Source organism: Streptomyces sp. NBC_00554, assembly GCF_041431135.1.
GTDB lineage: Bacteria > Actinomycetota > Actinomycetes > Streptomycetales > Streptomycetaceae > Streptomyces.
Window position 1 is genome coordinate 5604979 of the sequence record NZ_CP107799.1, and the last position, 18131, is coordinate 5623109.

Sequence of the window (18131 nt, forward strand, 5' to 3'; positions counted from 1 at the left end):
GTTCCTCAATTGATGGTTGCGGTGATCTAGTGGAAAGAGTGCGTTCCTCATGATCAGAACTCTTCTGGTGGCGAACCGGGGCGAGATCGCCTGCCGGGTTTTCCGCACCTGCGGCGAGTTGGGAATCCGAACCGTCGCCGTGCACTCGGACGCCGACGAGAACGCCCTGCACGCGCGCGTGGCCGACGCGGCGGTACGTCTGCCGGGTTCGGCTCCTTCGGAGACGTATCTGCGCGGCGACCTGATCGTGAAGGCGGCCCTGAGCGCCGGCGCGGACGCCGTGCACCCCGGGTACGGCTTCCTCTCAGAGAACGCCGACTTCGCGCGGGCCGTCCTCGACGCGGGCCTCGTCTGGGTCGGACCGCCGCCCGAGGCGATCGAGGCGATGGCCTCCAAGACGCGCGCCAAGAAGCTGATGGGGCTCGAACCCCTGTCGACGGTGACCGCAGACGATCTCCCCGTTCTGGTGAAGGCGGCCGCGGGCGGCGGCGGGCGCGGTATGCGCGTCGTACGGGAACTCGCGGAACTCGACGCCGAGTTGACGGCCGCCCGCGCCGAGGCCCTCAGTGCCTTCGGCGACGGGGAGGTGTTCGTCGAGCCCTACGTGGAGGGCGGTCGGCACGTCGAGGTGCAGATCCTCGCCGACGCGCACGGCACGGTGTGGGCGCTCGGCACGCGCGACTGCTCGCTGCAGCGGCGGCACCAGAAGGTGATCGAGGAGGCGCCGGCACCCGGCCTTGCACCCGCGCTGGTGGCGGAGCTCCACGAGCTGGCCGTGCGCGCCGCACGCGCCGTCGACTACGTGGGCGCGGGCACCGTGGAGTTCCTGATCGCGGACGGCAAGGCGCACTTCCTGGAGATGAACACCCGCCTCCAGGTCGAACACCCCGTCACGGAAGCGGTCTTCGACATCGACCTCGTGGCGCTCCAGCTCCAGGTCGCCGAGGGCGCCGTACTCGAAAACGACCCTCCACGCGCGCGTGGCCACGCGATCGAGGCCCGCCTGTACGCCGAGGACCCGGCCCGCGCGTGGGCCCCGCAGACCGGCACCCTGCACCGCCTCGCCGTCCCGGAGGGCGTGCGCCTGGACACCGGCTACACCGACGGCGACCCCATCGGCATCCACTACGACCCGATGCTCGCCAAGGCCGTCGCCCACGCCCCCACGCGCGCGGAAGCCCTCCGCAAACTGTCGGGCGCCCTGGAGAGGGCCGAGATCCACGGCCCGGTCACCAACAGGGACCTTCTCGTACGGTCCCTGCGGCACCCGGAGTTCACCGGCGCCCGCATGGACACGGGTTTCTACGAGCGGCACCTCGAGGTGCTCACCAGGGCGGCCCCGGACCCGTACGCACCGCTCGCCGCGGCCCTCTCGGACGCGCACGGCCGCTCCCGGTTCGGCGGCTGGCGCAACCTCCCCTCCCAGCCGCAGACCAAGCGCTACCTCATGGGCGGCACCGAGCACGAGGTCCACTACCGGCACACCCGTGACGGCCTCACCGCCGAAGGCGTACGCGTCGTGCACGCCGACGCACGTCTCGTCGTACTCGAAATCGACGGTGTACGCCGCAAGTTCGAGATCAGCCGCTACGGCGACCAGCTCCACGTGGGCCCCACCGCCCTCACCGCCCTGCCCCGCTTCCCCGACCCCACCACCCAGCAGGCCCCCGGCTCCCTCCTGGCCCCCATGCCGGGAACCGTCGTCCGGGTCGCCGAGGGACTGACCACCGGAGCCGCCGTGACGGCCGGACAGCCCCTCGTCTGGCTGGAGGCGATGAAGATGGAACACAAGATCTCAGCGCCGACGGAGGGCATCCTGAGCGCCCTCCACGCGGCCCCCGGCCAACAGGTGGAGGTCGGAACCCTTCTGGCGGTCGTTCAGCCGAACGAGCCCCTTTAGGGGCGCGGGGCTGCTCACATATGCGGCTTCGCCGCGTGGGCGCGACCAGCCACAACGAATCCGCACCCTTCAGGAGACCCCATGACCCCCGTCACCGAATCCGACGAGCACAAGGCCCTCCGATCGGCCGTAGCCGCCCTGGGCACCCGCTACGGCCGCGACTACATCAACAAGGTCATCGCCGACGGCGCCCACCCGAACGAACTCTGGTCGGAGGCGGCCAAGCTCGGCTACCTCGGCGTCAACCTGCCGGAGGCATACGGCGGAGGCGGCGGCGGCATCTCGGAACTCTCCATCGTCCTGGAGGAGTTGGGGACCGCAGGCTGCCCCCTGCTGATGATGCTCGTGTCGCCCGCGATCTGCGGCACAGTGATCGCCCGCTTCGGAACGGACTCGCAGAAACAGGAGTGGCTCCCCGCCCTGGCGGACGGCTCCCGCATCATGGCCTTCGGCATCACCGAACCCGACGCCGGCTCCAACTCGCACCGCATCACCACCACGGCCCGCCGCGACGGCGAGGAGTGGGTGCTGAGCGGCCGCAAGGTGTTCATCTCCGGAGTCGACATCGCCGACGCGACGCTCATCGTCGGACGTGCGGAGGACGCGAGGACCGGCCGCCTCAAGCCCTGCCTGTTCATCGTCCCGCGCGACGCCGAGGGCTTCGGGCGGCGGCGGATCGACATGGAACTCCACGGCGCGGAGAAGCAGTTCGAGCTGACCCTCGACGACGTGCGGCTGCCCGCCGACGCGCTCGTCGGCGACGAGGACGCGGGCCTCCTCCAGCTCTTCGCCGGGCTCAACCCCGAGCGCGTCATGACGGCCGCGTTCGCGATCGGCATGGGCCGGTACGCCCTCTCCGTAGCGATCGGTTACGCCAAGGAGCGCACCGTCTGGAAGGACCCCATCGGCGCCCACCAGGCCATCGCGCACCCCCTCGCGCAAGCCCACATCGAGCTCGAACTCGCCCGCCTGATGATGCAGAAGGCGGCCCACCTGTACGACGCGGGGGACGACGCCGGGGCGGGCGAGGCCGCCAACATGGCCAAGTACGCGGCAGGCGAGGCCTGTGTGAAGGCCGTCGACCAGGCCGTGCAGACCCTCGGCGGCAACGGCCTGACGCGCGAGTTCGGCCTCGCCTCGCTGATCACGGCGTCGCGCGTGGCCCGGATCGCACCGGTCAGCAGGGAAATGATTCTCAACTACATCTCCCACCAGACCCTGGGCCTGCCCAAGTCGTACTGAGCCGTGCTAGGCAGTGCGCCAGACAGTGCGCCAGGTGGCGCGTCAGACAGTGCCCAGCCGCCCCAGCCGCCCCAGCCGTGCCAGGAGGAACCCATGTTCCGCAGCGAGTACGCAGATGTCCCGGCCGTCGAGGTACCCATCCACGACGCGGTCCTCGGCCGCGCCGCCGAGTGGGGCGACACGCCCGCGCTCATCGACGGCGTCGACGGAACCACCCTCACCTACGGCCAACTCGACCTGTTCCACCGCCGGCTGGCCGCCGCGTTCGCCGAAGCGGGCGTCGGCAAGGGCGACGTACTGGCCCTGCACAGCCCGAACACCATCGCCTTCCCGACGGCGTTCTACGCGGCCACACGCGCGGGGGCATCGGTCACCACCGTGCACCCGCTCGCCACAGCCGAGGAGTTCGCCAAGCAGCTCCGCGACAGCGCCGCCACCTGGATCGTGACCGTCTCGCCCCTCCTGGACGCGGCACGCCAGGCCGCCGAACTCGCGGGCGGCGTACGGGAGATCTTCGTCTGCGACAAGGCACCGGGGCACCGGTCGCTGATGGACCTGCTCGCCACCACCGCGCCCGAACCGCAGGTCGACATCGACCCCGCGCAGGACGTCGCGGCCCTCCCGTACTCCTCCGGCACCACCGGCGTCCCCAAGGGCGTGATGCTGACCCACCGGTCCATCGCCACCAACCTCGCGCAGCTCTCGCCGCTCATGCCGACGGGCCCCGGCGACCGCATCCTCGCCGTGCTGCCCTTCTTCCACATATACGGGCTGACCGCCCTCATGAACGCGCCCCTCAGGCAGGGCGCCACCGTCGTCGTACTGCCCCGCTTCGACCTCGAGACCTTCCTCGCGGCCATCGAGAAACACCGCATCAACGCCCTCTACGTGGCCCCGCCGATCGTCCTCGCCCTCGCGAAGCACCCGGCCGTCGCGCAGTACGACCTGTCCTCCCTGGAATACATCATCTGCTCGGCGGCCCCCCTGGACGCCGCTCTGGCGGCCGCCTGTTCACGGCGGCTCGGCCTGCCGCCCATCGGCCAGGCGTACGGCATGACGGAACTGTCGCCCGGCACGCACGTCGTCCCCCTCGGCACCGAGAACCCGCCCCCCGGAACCGTCGGCAAGCTCATCGCCGGCACGGAGATGCGCATCGTGTCCCTGGACGACCCCTCCAAGGACCTGGAAGTCGGTGAAGCGGGCGAGATCGCCATCCGCGGTCCCCAGGTCATGAAGGGCTACCTGGGACAGCCCGACGCCACCGCCGCGATGATCGACCCGGACGGCTGGCTGCACACCGGAGACGTCGGATACGTGGACGCCGACGGCTGGCTCTTCGTCGTCGACCGCGTCAAGGAACTCATCAAGTACAAGGGCTTCCAGGTCGCCCCCGCCGAACTCGAGGCCCTGCTGCTCACCCACCCCGGCATCGCCGACGCCGCCGTCATCGGCGTCTACAACGAGGACAAGAACGAGGTCCCGCACGCGTACGTGGTGCGCCAGCCGTCCGCGACCGACCTCTCCGAAGGAGAAGTCATGATGTACGTCGCCGAACGCGTCGCCCCGTACAAGCGGGTCCGCCACGTCACCTTCATCGACGATGTGCCGCGGGCGGTCTCCGGGAAGATCCTGCGCCGCCGGCTCCGGGAGCTCGCGTGACTCTTGTGCACACGGCGCACGACCGCGCCGTCACCACCCTCACCCTCGACTCGCCCGGCAACCGCAACGCCCTGTCGGCGGCACTGGTGGGCGACCTGACGGACGCCCTCACCCGCTGCGGCAAGGACGGTGACGTACGCGCGGTCGTCCTCACCCACACCGGGAACACGTTCAGCGCGGGCGCCGATCTCCGCGACCCTCCCCCACTCTCGGCTTCGCTCGAGCGGGGGGACCCCCATCACCCGGACGCCCTCGTCGGGCTGCTCCGGCAGATCGTCGAACTGCCCAAGCCGGTGGTGGCCCGGGTGACCGGACACGTCCGGGCGGGCGGCCTCGGCCTGCTCGGCGCCTGCGACATCGCGGCCGCTTCCCTGGAATCCACCTTCGCCTTCACGGAGGTACGCATCGGAGTCGCCCCCGCCGTCATCTCGCTGCCCCTGCTGCCCCGTACCGACCCCCGCGCACTCGCCCGCTACTACCTCACCGGCGAACGCTTCGACGCCACCGAGGCGGTACGCACCGGGCTCCTGACGGCGGCGGGCGACGACGTCGACGTAACCCTGGAGCCCGTCCTCGACGGCCTGCGCAGGTCGTCCCCGCAAGGCCTCGCCGAGACGAAGTCGCTGCTCACGGCTAAGGTGCTGGAGGCCTTCGACCGGGACGCGGCCGAGCTGACCGCGCTCTCGGCCCGGCTGTTCTCCTCCGCGCAGGCCCGCGAGGGGATGACGGCCTTCCTCGAAAGACGGGATCCCGTATGGGTGGTGTGACCACGACGGACAGTGCGCCTGAGCGGGCGGGGGAAGCCGCCGCGCGTCCGCCGCACGTCCCCAAACAGGACCGCAGCCGGGCCACCCGGCAGCGGCTCCTGGCGGCCGCCGTGGCCTGCCTCGCCGAACACGGCTGGGCGGGCTCCACGGTCTCCGTCGTCGCCGAGCGCGCCGGCGTCTCCCGGGGCGCCGCCCAGCACCACTTCCCGACCCGCGAGGACCTCTTCACAGCCGCCGTCGAATACGTCGCCGAGGAACGCTCCACAGCCCTGCGCGCCCTCTTCCCCCAGGGCGCCGCCGACCGCCGCGAGGTGGTGGCCGCCCTGGTCGACCTCTACACAGGACCCCTCTTCCGCGCCGCCCTCCACCTCTGGGTCGCCGCCTCCAACGAGGAACAACTCCGGCCCAGGGTCACGGAACTGGAAGCCCGCGTCGGCCGCGAGACCCACCGGATAGCGGTGGAACTGCTGGCCGCCGACGAGTCCCGCCCCGGGGTACGGGAGACCGTCCAGGGGCTCCTCGACATGGCCCGGGGCCTCGGTCTCGCCAACCTGCTCACGGACGACGGGGGACGGCGGGAGCGGGTGGTGACCCAGTGGGCCGTACTGCTGGACGAGGCGCTGGGGACCGGGTTCAGGGACTGAGCGGGACCCGGGGCTGAGCGGCTTCAGGGACTGAGCCGCTCCACCGTCCAGCTGCCGTCCGCCCCCGCCACGTACCGCAGCCGGTCGTGCAGCCGGTTCTCGCGGCCCTGCCAGAACTCCACCGTCTGCGGGGCGACACGGAAACCGCCCCAGTCAGGGGGGACCGGAACCTGCTCACCCTCCGGGTAGCGGGCGCTCAACTCGGCGTACGAGGCGTCCAGTTCGGCGCGGGAGCGGATCACCGTGGACTGGGCGCTGGCCCAGGCGCCGAGCTGGGAGCCGTGCGGCCGGGTGCGGAAGTACGCGGCGGTCTCGTCGCGCCCGGTGCGCCGTGCCGTGCCCGTGACGATGACCTGGCGGGCCATGGGGTGCCACGGGAAGAGCAGCGAGACGTACGGGTTGGCGGCCAGGTCGCGGGCCTTGCGGGAGCCGTAGTTGGTGTAGAAGACGAAGCCCTGCTCGTCGTACTGCTTCAGCAGCACCGTGCGCGAGCTGGGCCGGCCCTCGGAGTCCGCCGTGGCGACGACCATGGCGTTGGGCTCGTACACCACGCCCTGTGCCGCGGCCTGCGCGGCCTGACCGAACCAGCGCGCGAACTGTTCCATGGGGTGGGCGGCCAGCTCGGTCTCGGCGAGTCCCTCGGCCCGGTAGTGCTCGCGCATCGCGGCGGGGTCGAGGGTGGGGTCGAGGGCGGGATCACGATCATTCACATCGTCATCCTGCCGTACGGGCGCCCCGCGCCGTGGGGGTGTGCTTCATCACTGAAGGGCACTTTCGTGGCACTGAGTGCCGCGCACTCTCCCCAAAGGTGGCACTCAGGGATATCGTGCTGGTGCCGAAACGGTTGCGCGACCGACCGGACGGGGCATCACCGGGGTGACGTACCGGACCGCGAGTCCACGAGGAGACCGCGGAACCGGACGTGCACCCCCGCCACGCGCATATGGTCACGAGAACCACCGAACCCCCCACAAATCATCTGTCGCACGCATCATGAGGAGCCGCCTGATGTCCGACTTCGTACCCGGACTCGAAGGAGTCGTCGCTTTCGAGACGGAGATCGCCGAACCGGACAAGGAGGGCGGCGCCCTCCGGTACCGGGGCGTCGACATCGAGGACCTGGTCGGCCACGTCTCCTTCGGAAACGTCTGGGGACTGCTCGTCGACGGGGCCTTCAACCCAGGCCTGCCGCCCGCCGAGCCCTTCCCGATCCCCGTCCACTCCGGCGACATCCGCGTCGACGTCCAGTCCGCGCTGGCGATGCTGGCCCCCGTGTGGGGCCTCAAGCCCCTCCTCGACATCGACGAGCAGCAGGCCCGCGAGGACCTCGCCCGCGCCGCCGTCATGGCCCTGTCGTACGTCGCCCAGTCCGCCCGCGGCCAGGGCAACGCCATGGTCCCGCAGCGCGAGATCGACAAGGCGCAGTCCGTCGTCGAGCGCTTCATGATCCGCTGGCGCGGCGAGCCCGACCCCAAGCACGTCGCCGCGGTCGACGCCTACTGGACGTCCGCCGCCGAACACGGCATGAACGCCTCCACCTTCACCGCCCGCGTCATCGCCTCCACCGGCGCCGACGTGGCGGCGGCCCTCTCCGGAGCCGTGGGCGCCATGTCGGGACCGCTGCACGGCGGCGCCCCCTCCCGCGTCCTCGGCATGATCGAGGAGATCGAACGCACCGGCGACGCCGACGCATACGTCAAGCAGGCCCTCGACAAGGGCGAACGCCTCATGGGCTTCGGCCACCGCGTCTACCGCGCCGAGGACCCACGCGCGCGCGTGCTCCGCCGCACCGCCCGCGAACTCGGCGCCCCCCGCTTCGAGATCGCCGAAGCCCTGGAGAAGGCCGCCCTCGCCGAACTCCACGCCCGCCGCCCGGACCGCATCCTCGCGACGAACGTCGAGTTCTGGGCCGCCATCGTCCTCGACTTCGCCGAGGTCCCGGCACACATGTTCACCTCGATGTTCACCTGCGCCCGCACCGCCGGCTGGTCCGCACACATCCTGGAACAGAAGCGCACCGGAAGGCTCGTCAGGCCGTCCGCGCGCTACATCGGCCCCAGCACCCGCGGCCCGCAGGAAATCGTGGGCTACGAGGGCATCGCGCACTGATCGCGCACTGATCGCGCACTGAACCGACCCCGGCACGCGCTCGCCGGAGCTGCTCACGCGGGTGTGAGCAGCTCCGCGTGATGGCGGGCGGCGACCAGTGGATGCGCCCGCAGCTTGCCCTTCAGCTCGTTGAAGCCGTACTCGGCGAAGAGCGGATTCGCCGGGTCGGTCGTCACGCCGGGCGCGGCGGAAGCGTACGGGAAGGGCGGCGGCTCGACACGGGCGTCGAGGCGCGGGTTGTAGAAGAAGGGCACGGAGAACCGCTCGGTGGCACCGGGCGGACTCACCACCCGGTGGTTGGTGGCCAGCAGATACCCATTGGTGGCCACCTCCAACAGCTCGCCCAGGTTGACCACGAACGCCCCCGGCAGCGGCGGCACATCGTGGAAGAACCCGTCCTCCCGCTGCACCTGAAGCCCCCCGACCTGATCCTGCAGCAGCAGCGTCAGGAAGCCGTAGTCCTTGTGCGCGCCGACTCCCTGGTCAGCGCCGTCACCCGCGCTCCCCGGATACCGCACCAGCTTCAGATGCGGATGGGCGCGCGATCCGAAGACGGGCTCGTAGAAGTCGGCGGGCGCCCCGATCGCGGTCAGCAGCTCGCGCAGCAGCCGCGCCGAGACGGCACTGAGCCGGTCGATCCACGCCAGCGCGGCGACCCGCAGCTCCGGCAGTGCGTCCGGCCACTGGTTGGGTCCCTGCAGCCACCAGTACGCCGGCTCACCCGCCCCGGGTGTCCGGGCGGCCCGCTCCGCCCCTATGTCGAGCTGGTCCCGCCAGTCCCTGCCGCCTCCCGTGACCTCGTCTCCCGTACGCGTATACCCGCGGAAGTGCGGCGAGTTGACGTTGTCGATCGCCAGCCGGTCGGCCTCGGGAAGCGCGAAGAAGCGCCGCATGGCGCGCAACAGGGCGTCGGTCTCACCGGCGGTCACCCCGTGCCCGACGAGCTGGAAGAACCCCACGTCATGGGCGGCACTGTGCAACTGCGCGTGCAGCAGCGCACGCGCCTGCGGCCCGCGATCGGCGGCGGAGAGATCGATGATCGGAAGCTGCTGGTACGAGAAGGAGGACGTGTTCGTCGTCATGGTGTGCGTCCGCGAGATGTACGGGTGCCCGGGCGGCCGCCAGGGATGGGGCGGGGTCCACGGGTGCCGAGCGAAAAGAGATGAGGGGGCCGAGGTCAGACGGAACCCGGACACCCCATGCTCGTGACGCGGACGTAGTCCACGTGGCGGCGTCGAACGAGCAGCGGAAGCATGCGCCAAGAGTACTGCGGAACCTCGGATTCCCAGGTGCCCCACCTCACACACCACCGGAACGCAGGCGACCCGCGAGCTCTGGTCCCTCCGCCGTGCGGCGAAGGAGCCGGCCGGACTTACCGGCGAGCCCGCGGGTCGGGTGACTGCTGGAGATTGGGCCGGCTGCGCGCACAGATCACGCGCTGGTCCGGCACCGCACTGGATGTGGTGACGGGCCGCTAGCCCGCAGCCACCTCGCTCGTCCGGTTGCCATGCATCTGCCGGATCACCTCCTTTCGTAGCGTGCGGCCCACCCTAGGAACCGATCGGGCATGGCTCAACCGGTTTTTCGGAAAGGCCGTGGCAAGGGTTCGCCGGACAGTCGCCGGACAGGGTTCGCTGCTCGTTCGCTGCTCATGGGGCGGGCGGGGCGGAAATCCGGCGTACAACGATTTCGTCCAATCTTTGGGGAACCAGGTGTGGGCTGGGTCACGTTCGAGTTGAATGATGGTGAGTGAGCGAACTGTCACGCCGTACGTGCGGACGCAGCCTGCAGGGGGTTCAGGTGAGTGCTTCCCGGCGTAGTGGGACTACCGATGAGCTGGGGCCGGACGAGCCCGACCGGGATGGTTCGGATCTTCTTGCCGCGCTCCTCGACGGGATGGACGCGGCGTTGTGCGCCTTTGACGCCGATGGGGTCGTGACGCACTGGAACCGTGAGGCCGAGCGGATTCTCGGGTGGACGGCCGCGGAGGCCGTGGGGCGGCAGGGGTTCGCCGGGTGGGCCGTGCGGACCGCCGACGCCGAGGAGGTCGAGGGGCGGCTGCTGTCCGCCATGGAGGCTCCCGGGCGGCAGGTGAACGAGTTCGCCCTCCTCACCAAGGACGGCGGGCGAGTCCTCGTACGGACCCAGTCGGCCGCAGTGCGCGGCCCTGACGGGAAGCCCGCCGGGGTGTACTGCGCCTTCAGCGAGGTGCACGCGCAGATCGATCTGGAGCGGTCCATCGCCCTCAGCGAGGCGCTGTTCGAGGACGCCAGCTGGGGTGTCGTGCTGGTGGACGCCGATCTGCGGCCGGCCGTGGTCAACGCCCATGCGGCGCGGGCGCTGGGGATCGGGCGTACGGCGGTGCTCGGCCGGCCGCTGGGGGAGTTGCTCTCCCAGGGTGTCGAGGAGCTGGAGAGCGCGCTCACGCATGTGCTGGCCGAGGGTGCGCCGCCCGCTCCCGCCGAGATGTGGGTGAGCGTGCGGACGCCGGAGGGTGAGACGCGCAGGTGCTGGCGGAGCGGGTTCCTGCGGCTCTCCTCGCCGCTCACGGAGGAGCCCGTACCGCTGGGTGTGGGGTGGCTCTTCCAGGATGTGACGGAGGCCAAGCAGACCGAGCAGGAGGCGGCGCTGCTGCGGTTCCGGGCCAACCAGCTGCACCGGGCGGCGCGGGCCGCGGCCGAGTGCGAGGACCCGGGCGAGGCGGCCACCGTACATCTGGACTTCTCGCTCGCCGGGTTCGCCGATCACGCGCTGATCGACCGGGTGGCGGGGGGTTCGGTGGTCGACGGTGACACTCCGGTACGGCTCGTACGGGCCGCCGCCACGCCCTCCGGGGCGCCGGGGCCGAGCATGCCGACCGGGAAGGCCGGGCTGCCGGTGCGGTACGTGGACGGGCATCCGGCGCTGCAGTGCGTGGAGCGGGGCGGGGCCGTGCGGGCGAGCGCGAGGGAGACCGACCCGGCGCGGGCGCGTGAGTGGGCCGTGGCACGGCAGTGGCCGCCGGACTCGGTGCACGCGCTGTGCGCGGTACTGCGCAGCCGGGGGCGGACGCTGGGCGTGGTGACGTTCCTGCGGGGGGCGGGGCGCAGCCAGTTCGAGCGTACGGATGCGACGTACGCGGAGGATGTGGCCGTACGGATCGCCATGGCGCTGGATCTGGAGGATCTGCAGGGACTGGCGGGCCTGCCGGGGCGCCCCTGAGGGTGCCCCCGCCGGCTCAGTACTGGTAGAAGATCCGGTCCCCGTACTCCGTCATCACGCGGTTGTTCCACTCGTGGCCGCCGTCCACGTTGCCCGAGCGCAGGAGCGGGGGCTCGATGCCGCGGTCGGCCAGGGCGCCCGCCGCCGTGGCCATGACGGCCTGGAGGAGGGCCGTGGTGACGACGGTGGAGGCGGGGCCGAAGGGGGCCTGGACGGTGTCCTGGGTGAGTTCGGCGTCGCCGACCGGGATCCTCGAGTCGAGGACGATGTCGCAGTGGTCCTTGAGGTAGGTCCCCGAGACGTGCCGGGACTCCGTCTCCGTCGTGTACGCGACCGAGGTGACGCCGATGACCTTGAGGCCGAGGGCGCGGGCGCTCATGGCCATCTCGACGGGGAGTGCGTTGCGGCCGGAGAGGGAGATGATCACGAGCAGGTCGCCGGAGCGGGCGGGGCTGGAGTCCAGGACGACGCTCGCCAGGCCGTCGACCCGTTCCAGGGCCGAGCCCAGGGTCGCCGGCATGACGTCGACGCCCACGACGCCGGGTACGACGAGCAGGTTCATGAGGGCGAGGCCGCCCGCGCGGTAGACGATGTCCTGGGCGGCGAGGGAGGAGTGCCCGGCGCCGAACGCGAAGAGTCGTCCACCGGTGGCGACGGTGTCGGCGATCAGGGCTCCGGCCGCCTGGATCTCTCCGGCGTCCTCGTCCCGCACCTGTTGCAGCAGGCCGATCGCCGCGTCGAAGAACTGTCCGGCCAGCTTGCTGTCGCTCATCGGCGAAGCCCCTTCGAATTCTCGGCGAAGTCCCGTCGAAGTCTCGTCACCGTCGACGCGTCGCGGATCACGTTGCGGTCTGGACCAGCGTGCTGTCAATACGGCGGGTGATACCGCGGGCAGTACGTGGTGCAACGTGACGCGGGGCTCGTATACGGGGCTTTCGCCCGGGTCGGGTCCGCCGTGGAGGGTGTTCGGAGGCACTCGTAACCACGTGGTTTCAACGGCGAGGCACGCTTGTCAGTGGTATGCGTCAGAATTGAGTCCAGGGCCAGCGCACAAGCCGGTGAGCCACGGAGCCTCCGGCAGAGCTAATCGAGGGGCACACATGTCCGGACTGATCGACACCACGGAGATGTATCTCCGCACCATCCTCGAGCTGGAGGAGGAAGGCGTCGTCCCCATGCGCGCCCGGATCGCGGAGCGGCTGGACCAGAGCGGCCCGACGGTCAGCCAGACGGTGGCGCGCATGGAGCGCGACGGCCTGGTGGCGGTCGCCAGCGACCGGCACCTGGAGTTCACCGACGAGGGACGGCGGCTGGCCACGCGTGTCATGCGCAAGCACCGGCTCGCGGAGTGCCTCCTCGTCGACGTGATCGGTCTGGAGTGGGAGCAGGTGCACGCCGAGGCGTGTCGCTGGGAACACGTGATGAGCGAGGCCGTGGAGCGCCGGGTGCTCGAGCTGCTGCGCCACCCGACGGAGTCGCCGTACGGCAACCCCATCCCGGGCCTGGAGGAGCTGGGCGAGAAGGACAGCGCCGACCCGTTCCTGGACGAGGGCATGGTGTCGCTGGCCGAGCTGGACCCGGGCGTCGACGGCAAGACCGTGGTCGTACGGCGTATCGGCGAGCCGATCCAGACGGACGCGCAGCTGATGTACACGCTGCGGCGGGCGGGCGTGCAGCCCGGCTCCGTGGTGAGTGTGACGGAGTCCGCGGGCGGGGTCCTGGTGGGCAGTGGTGGCGAGGCCGCGGAGCTGGAGGCGGACGTCGCTTCCCACGTGTTCGTCGCCAAGCGCTGAGGCGCCGGAGGGCACGTCAACTACCGCGACCACAGAGGCAGTTGTGACGTCTGCGTGACCTCACCGAAACCAAGATTCAGTGTGCAGAATCGCAGCGCTGGGACCATTTGCGTGCGAGGCTGTCGCGTGAGGCATATGACCTGAGAGCTCTTGACCGTGTCCGAGAGCGATGGCGCGCGGTCGGGGAGGGGGCGGAAGGATGTGCCGCAGTTGTGGAGAGGGCCCCGGCGCCGATTGGCGCCGGGGCCTGTCCTCCCCTGTACTGACCCGGAGCCCCGAGCTCCCAGGGTCATTCCCTTCGGACCGGTTTCCCCGAGCGGCCCGCCCCCCGCTGAAGATCTCCCCTCGGCGGAGGCGGTCAATCCTTGAGCATGGTCACTCGAACGAGGGGTGTTGCCGCCGAGAAAGGCATTCTCGAATCCCCATTCGATAACGTGGCGGCGTAGTCGGGGTACCACGGGTACTCGCAGGACAGCGGTCAGCGAAATCCCAGCAGCAGTCGGCAGAATCCGGCAGCGGTCGGCAGAATTCAGCATCGGTCAGCGGCAATCCAGTGCAAGCGGGCAGCAGGAGCAGGGGTACGACGAGGTAGGAAGCGGTACGAGTGGACCGGCCGGCTCGAGCGGGAGCGAGGCGGTCCGAGCGAGCTAGGGGGGTGCCATTACCTGTGGTGCGGCGCATCGACGTGACGGGAGCGGGTGGCGTACGCCTCGCCGCCTGGGAGTTCGGGGACCCTCCCAAGACCGAGGAGGTCTCGCGGGCGCCCGGCGTGCTCTTACTGCACGGCCTCATGGGCCGCGCCTCCCACTGGGCCTCCACCGCCCGCTGGCTCTCCGAACGGCACCGCGCCGTCGCGCTCGACCAGCGCGGCCACGGCCAGAGCGACAAGCCGCCGGAGGCCGCCTACACCCGTGAGGCATACGTCGAGGACGCCGAGGCCGCTCTCGAACAGCTGGGCCTGGGCCCGGCAGTCCTCATCGGCCATGCCATGGGCGCCCTGACCGCCTGGCAGCTCGCCGCCAAACGCCCCGATCTCGTCTCCGGTCTGATCATCTGCGACATGCGGGCGTCGGCGCTGGGCGCCGCCTCGCAGCGGGAGTGGGAGGACTGGTTCAAGGCCTGGCCCGTTCCCTTCGCGACGCTCGCCGACGTACGCAAGTGGTTCGGCGAGGACGACCCCTGGGTGGAGCGGCCGAATCCGTCCCGCGGCGAGTTCTACGCCGAGGTGATGCACGAGTCCGCCGACGGCTGGCGCCCGGTCTTCGAGCCCGCGCAGATGCTCAAGTCCCGCCAGACCTGGGTGTACGACGCCCACTGGGAGGAGCTCGCGCAGGTCCGGTGCCCCGCCCTGGTCGTACGGGGTCTCGACGGCGAGCTCGGCCGGGCCGAGTCCCAGGAGATGGTCCGCGTCCTGCCGAACGGCCAGTACGCGGAGGTGGCCGACGCCGGCCACCTCGTGCACTACGACCAGCCGGACGCGTGGCGCGTGGCGATCGAACCGTTCCTGGACGGGGTCCTGACGCCCTGACGTCCTCAGGTCCTGAGCGTCAGCCTTTGCTCACCGCCGTCAGGATCTCCGGCAACCGCGCCGCCGTCCGCGGCGCCGCCAACCGCAGTCCGCACCACGTGATCAGGGTGCCGTACCCCGCACCCAGCGGCAGCAGCAGCCACATCCACTCGTCGCCGTCCGCCGACGTGTTCAGCCAGATCGTGAGAACGATGACGGGAGCGGACAGCAGCGCGGCCGAGATCATGCCGCCGAAGATCGAGATCCAGGCGAGCCCGGCCTGGCCGGGGGCCACGTTCTTGTAGCCCTCCTGGGGGATCGAGTACGGGAAGCGGGCCGAGGACCACGCGCCGGTCGCCAGCATCGCGCCGAGCAGCGCGAAGGAGAGGCCGAGCACCTCGGGCAGTGCGCTCCAGTCGTCGAGCATCGCCGTCGTCAGGACGGTCACGAGGGCCGTGTACGGCAGGGTGATCACCAGCAGCGCCAGCGCGCGCCCGCGCAGTTCGACGTACGCGTCCCGGGTGGACGAGATCGTCATCGCGACCATCCAGAACGCGGACGTGTCCTGCCCGAACTGGTTGTACATCTGGATCCCGAGCATCCCGGCCGCGAAGCACGCGAAGTAGATCGAGCCGGTGCCCTGCAGGGCGTTGAACACCGGCACGATCAGCCCGATGGCGAGTGAGGTCACCCAGGCCGCCTTGGTCTTGGGATCGCGCCACACATAGCGCAGGCTGCGCTCCATGACGGTCCCGGTGCGGCCCGTGGGCAGCAGCCGGCCGAGGCCGGTGGAACCCCGCTCCCGCGCCGCGGGTTCCGCCGCCTGCAGCGTCGACCCGTCCGGCGAGGTCATCAGCCGGGTCAGGTGATGGGACCAGAGCGCCAGCAGCCCCACCAACGCGGCCGCACTCAAGGCGAGTTGGGCGGCTCCGATCCCGTACGACCCCTCACTCACCGAATGCACCGCGCCGATCGCCGACGCGGGCGGCACCCAGCTCAGCACATCCCCCAGCGTGTCGAGCTCGGAGAGTCCGCCCGACGAATTGAGCCGCTGCGCACCGAAGTTGACCACCTGCGCGCCGATCGCGATGAGCAGGCCGCTGAGCACCGCGAGGTCGCGGCCCCTGCGGCTGGTCAGCAGCCGGATGTTGGCGGCGGCGACGGCGCGTGCGAGGGCCACGCAGACGAGGAGCCCGAGGGCCGCGGCGACGACGGCGGTGACGTACGCCGCAGTGCCGTGGGCCACGGAGATCACGGATCCGGTGAGCACGCACAGCGTGAACAGCGGTCCGATGCCGACGAGTGAGGCCGCGAGCAGCGCCCGTACGAGCGGGCGTGGCCGCAGCGGCAGCATGACCAGGCGGGTCGGGTCGAGCGTCTCGTCGCCGCTGGAGAAGAAGAGCGGCATCACGGCCCAGCCGAGCGCCAGGAGCGCCACGAGGAGTGCGGCGACGGCGACGGCGTGCGCGTTGCCGCGCAGCGCGATCAGGCCGAGCAGTTGGAGGGCCCCGAAGAGGAGGACGAGGATGGCTGAGGCGACGTACGCGGCCCGCCGTCCGGCCGACTGCCGCAGCCCGTTGCGCAGGAGCGACAGCTTCAGCCGTACGACGACGGGTGTGATCGACGCGGCGGAGACACCGGCGTTCGCGCTCATCGCGCGCCGCCGCCCAGCCAGTCCAGGTCGGCGCCGGCGGCTCGGCCGTTCGCGCCGACCAGTTCCAGGAAGGCCTGCTGGAGGGAGGGGGCGCTGCCGGTGACGTCCGCGAGCGGGCCGTGCGCGCGGATGCGCCCCGCGGCCATCACGGCGACCCAGTCGCACAGCGACTCGACCAGTTCCATGACGTGGGAGGAGAAGACGACCGTGGCGCCCGATGCCGTGTACCGCTCCAGGACGCCGCGGATGATCTGCGCGGAGACCGGGTCGACGCCTTCGAACGGCTCGTCGAGGAAGAGGACTTCGGGGTTGTGGAGGAGGGCGCAGGCGAGGCCGATCTTCTTGCGCATGCCCGTCGAGTAGTCGACGACGAGTTTGTGCTGGGCGCCCGCGAGGTCGAGTACGTCGAGGAGCTGGGTGGCCCGTTTGTCGACCTCGGCGCCGGGCAGGCCGCGCAACCGTCCGGTGTAGCCGAGGAGTTCGCGCCCGGAGAGCCTTTCGAAGAGCCGGAGCCCCTCGGGCAGGACACCGATCCGCGCCTTGACCTCCACCGGGTCGCGCCACACGTCGTGGCCGACCACCTCGACGGTGCCCTGGTCGGGCCTCAGCAGCCCGGTCACCATCGACAGGGTGGTGGTCTTGCCGGCCCCGTTCGGACCGACGAGCCCGATGAACTGCCCCGCGGGCAGCTCCAGATCGATCCCGGCGACGGCGACCTGCTCCCCGAACCGCTTCCAGAGCCCCCGCACACGCACGGCGGGCACGCCGCCCCCTGCTCCCTCGGTCATACAGGCACCCTAAGGGCCAACGCCCGTCTTTAGGGGCGCGGGACTCTGCCTTCAAGCGGCTCCGCCGCGGGGCGCGACCAGCCACGACGGATCCGCAGAATACGACGGCGCTGCGGAAGCTACCGGCGTCCCTCCCGCCCGCAGGCGTAGGCGAGCGGCGAGATCAACTCCTCCGCATCCGGCAGCCACCGGTTCGCGGGCGTGGGCCGACGGGCCCACTGCACGGCGCCCTGCGACCCGTACCGGGTGGGCGGACCCGCCACGTACGACCCCTCGCCCAGGGCGACCAGGTCGAGGGAGGCAGGCGGCCAGCCCAGCTTCCGTACGAGATCGGAGACCTTCGCGGAGGCCCCCGGAAGCACGAAGAAGTGCATGCGCCGGTCCGGCGTGCAGGTGACCGGCCCGAGGGTCAGCTCCATCCGCTCCATGCGGGCGAGCGCGAGGAACCCGGCCGTCTCGGGCACGTCGATCGCGTCGAACGTACGCCCGGTCGGCAGCAGGATCGACGCCGTGGGCTGCTTCGCCCACAGCCGGCGCGCGACGGTCGCACTGCCCGTGGCCTGCGTCGCCCAGTCCTCGCGCGCCGGGTGCGCGCCGGGTAGGGGGCACGCCGCCTCGCCGCAGGAGCAGCGCTGCACTCCGTCGACGGCTTCCAGCCAGGTGCCGGGGAACACGTCCCAGTGGCGCTCCTCGGCATAGCGCACGGCGGTGTCCTGCAGCGATTCGCCGCGCTGCTTGGGGATCTGTGCGGTCTCGGTGCCTGCGATGGTCTCGTCCACGTGGAACTCAACTCCCGCGTCCACCTCGGGTTACGGGGGACGCGCGCGCGGGGGAGGAGCATCGATTCCGCACGTGGGGCGCATGGAT

At 71.1% G+C, this 18131-nt stretch carries 15 protein-coding genes; 9 read left to right on the forward strand and 6 right to left on the reverse strand.

All coding sequences use genetic code 11. From position 1 onward, the window contains the following. Positions 1 to 49 precede the first annotated feature (49 nt). From OG266_RS24725 to OG266_RS24745, 5 genes are all read left to right on the forward strand, one after another. Positions 50 to 1900: a biotin carboxylase N-terminal domain-containing protein gene (locus tag OG266_RS24725; protein WP_371548487.1), complete on the forward strand. Its 1851-nt coding sequence runs from the start codon at positions 50 to 52 to the stop codon at positions 1898 to 1900. A gap of 81 nt (positions 1901 to 1981) precedes the next feature. Then, on the forward strand, positions 1982 to 3142 hold the full coding sequence (locus tag OG266_RS24730; RefSeq protein ID WP_371548489.1) for an acyl-CoA dehydrogenase family protein: 1161 nt from the start codon (positions 1982 to 1984) through the stop codon (positions 3140 to 3142). 93 nt (positions 3143 to 3235) lie between these two features. Beyond that, positions 3236 to 4801 carry a 4-coumarate--CoA ligase family protein gene (locus tag OG266_RS24735; protein ID WP_371548491.1) on the forward strand — a complete coding sequence of 522 codons (1566 nt, stop codon included), beginning with the start codon at positions 3236 to 3238 and terminating at the stop codon, positions 4799 to 4801. Next, on the forward strand, positions 4798 to 5568 hold the full coding sequence (locus tag OG266_RS24740; protein ID WP_371548493.1) for an enoyl-CoA hydratase family protein: 771 nt from the start codon (positions 4798 to 4800) through the stop codon (positions 5566 to 5568). Before OG266_RS24735 ends, OG266_RS24740 begins: the two co-directional genes overlap by 4 nt. Beyond that, positions 5556 to 6212: a TetR/AcrR family transcriptional regulator gene (locus OG266_RS24745; RefSeq protein ID WP_326722375.1), complete on the forward strand. Its 657-nt coding sequence runs from the start codon at positions 5556 to 5558 to the stop codon at positions 6210 to 6212. The genes OG266_RS24740 and OG266_RS24745 overlap by 13 nt, the downstream gene beginning before the upstream one ends. Positions 6213 to 6235: 23 nt before the next feature. On the opposite strand, the gene pdxH is transcribed toward OG266_RS24745, so the two are convergent. Next, positions 6236 to 6922: a pyridoxamine 5'-phosphate oxidase gene (gene pdxH / locus OG266_RS24750; protein ID WP_371548495.1), complete on the reverse strand. Its 687-nt coding sequence runs from the start codon at positions 6920 to 6922 to the stop codon at positions 6236 to 6238. A 298-nt stretch (positions 6923 to 7220) separates the two neighbouring features. Between pdxH and OG266_RS24755 the strand changes: the two genes are divergently transcribed. Further along, complete coding sequence (locus tag OG266_RS24755) at positions 7221 to 8321, forward strand: citrate synthase 2 (protein ID WP_326722378.1); 1101 nt, start codon at positions 7221 to 7223, stop codon at positions 8319 to 8321. A 53-nt stretch (positions 8322 to 8374) separates the two neighbouring features. On the opposite strand, the gene OG266_RS24760 is transcribed toward OG266_RS24755, so the two are convergent. After that, positions 8375 to 9403 (reverse strand): isopenicillin N synthase family dioxygenase, encoded by a 1029-nt coding sequence (locus tag OG266_RS24760; RefSeq protein ID WP_371548496.1) that lies wholly within the window; start codon positions 9401 to 9403, stop codon positions 8375 to 8377. Between the two features lie 718 nt (positions 9404 to 10121). Here OG266_RS24760 and OG266_RS24765 point away from each other — a divergent pair. Then, on the forward strand, positions 10122 to 11522 hold the full coding sequence (locus OG266_RS24765; protein WP_371548498.1) for a PAS domain-containing protein: 1401 nt from the start codon (positions 10122 to 10124) through the stop codon (positions 11520 to 11522). Between the two features lie 16 nt (positions 11523 to 11538). Here OG266_RS24765 and OG266_RS24770 read toward each other — a convergent pair whose 3' ends face one another. Continuing rightward, on the reverse strand, positions 11539 to 12294 hold the full coding sequence (locus OG266_RS24770) for an SIS domain-containing protein (protein ID WP_266459729.1): 756 nt from the start codon (positions 12292 to 12294) through the stop codon (positions 11539 to 11541). A 328-nt stretch (positions 12295 to 12622) separates the two neighbouring features. On the opposite strand from OG266_RS24770, the gene OG266_RS24775 reads away from it, so the two are divergent. Beyond that, entirely contained in the window at positions 12623 to 13315 is a 693-nt protein-coding gene (locus tag OG266_RS24775; RefSeq protein ID WP_266459732.1) for a metal-dependent transcriptional regulator, read from the forward strand. 667 nt (positions 13316 to 13982) lie between these two features. Then, a complete protein-coding gene (locus OG266_RS24780; RefSeq protein ID WP_266464123.1) occupies positions 13983 to 14843 on the forward strand; it encodes an alpha/beta fold hydrolase in 861 nt (286 codons plus the stop codon). A 19-nt stretch (positions 14844 to 14862) separates the two neighbouring features. On the opposite strand, the gene OG266_RS24785 is transcribed toward OG266_RS24780, so the two are convergent. The 3 genes from OG266_RS24785 to OG266_RS24795 form a co-directional block, all read right to left on the reverse strand. After that, complete coding sequence (locus OG266_RS24785; RefSeq protein ID WP_371548501.1) at positions 14863 to 16476, reverse strand: transporter; 1614 nt, start codon at positions 16474 to 16476, stop codon at positions 14863 to 14865. Next, positions 16473 to 17264: an ABC transporter ATP-binding protein gene (locus OG266_RS24790; RefSeq protein ID WP_266459737.1), complete on the reverse strand. Its 792-nt coding sequence runs from the start codon at positions 17262 to 17264 to the stop codon at positions 16473 to 16475. The genes OG266_RS24785 and OG266_RS24790 overlap by 4 nt, the downstream gene beginning before the upstream one ends. A gap of 119 nt (positions 17265 to 17383) precedes the next feature. After that, positions 17384 to 18043: a bifunctional DNA primase/polymerase gene (locus OG266_RS24795; protein WP_266459739.1), complete on the reverse strand. Its 660-nt coding sequence runs from the start codon at positions 18041 to 18043 to the stop codon at positions 17384 to 17386. Positions 18044 to 18131 lie beyond the last annotated feature (88 nt).

Coding starts and splice junctions, on each gene's coding strand:
- OG266_RS24725 (WP_371548487.1), top strand. CDS start 50: ATGATCAGAACTCTTCTGGTGGCGAACCGGGGCGAGATCGCCTGCCGG.
- OG266_RS24730 (WP_371548489.1), top strand. CDS start 1,982: ATGACCCCCGTCACCGAATCCGACGAGCACAAGGCCCTCCGATCGGCC.
- OG266_RS24735 (WP_371548491.1), top strand. CDS start 3,236: ATGTTCCGCAGCGAGTACGCAGATGTCCCGGCCGTCGAGGTACCCATC.
- OG266_RS24745 (WP_326722375.1), top strand. CDS start 5,556: ATGGGTGGTGTGACCACGACGGACAGTGCGCCTGAGCGGGCGGGGGAA.
- OG266_RS24755 (WP_326722378.1), top strand. CDS start 7,221: ATGTCCGACTTCGTACCCGGACTCGAAGGAGTCGTCGCTTTCGAGACG.
- OG266_RS24760 (WP_371548496.1), bottom strand. CDS start 9,403: ATGACGACGAACACGTCCTCCTTCTCGTACCAGCAGCTTCCGATCATC.
- OG266_RS24770 (WP_266459729.1), bottom strand. CDS start 12,294: ATGAGCGACAGCAAGCTGGCCGGACAGTTCTTCGACGCGGCGATCGGC.
- OG266_RS24775 (WP_266459732.1), top strand. CDS start 12,623: ATGTCCGGACTGATCGACACCACGGAGATGTATCTCCGCACCATCCTC.
- OG266_RS24785 (WP_371548501.1), bottom strand. CDS start 16,476: ATGAGCGCGAACGCCGGTGTCTCCGCCGCGTCGATCACACCCGTCGTC.
- OG266_RS24790 (WP_266459737.1), bottom strand. CDS start 17,264: ATGACCGAGGGAGCAGGGGGCGGCGTGCCCGCCGTGCGTGTGCGGGGG.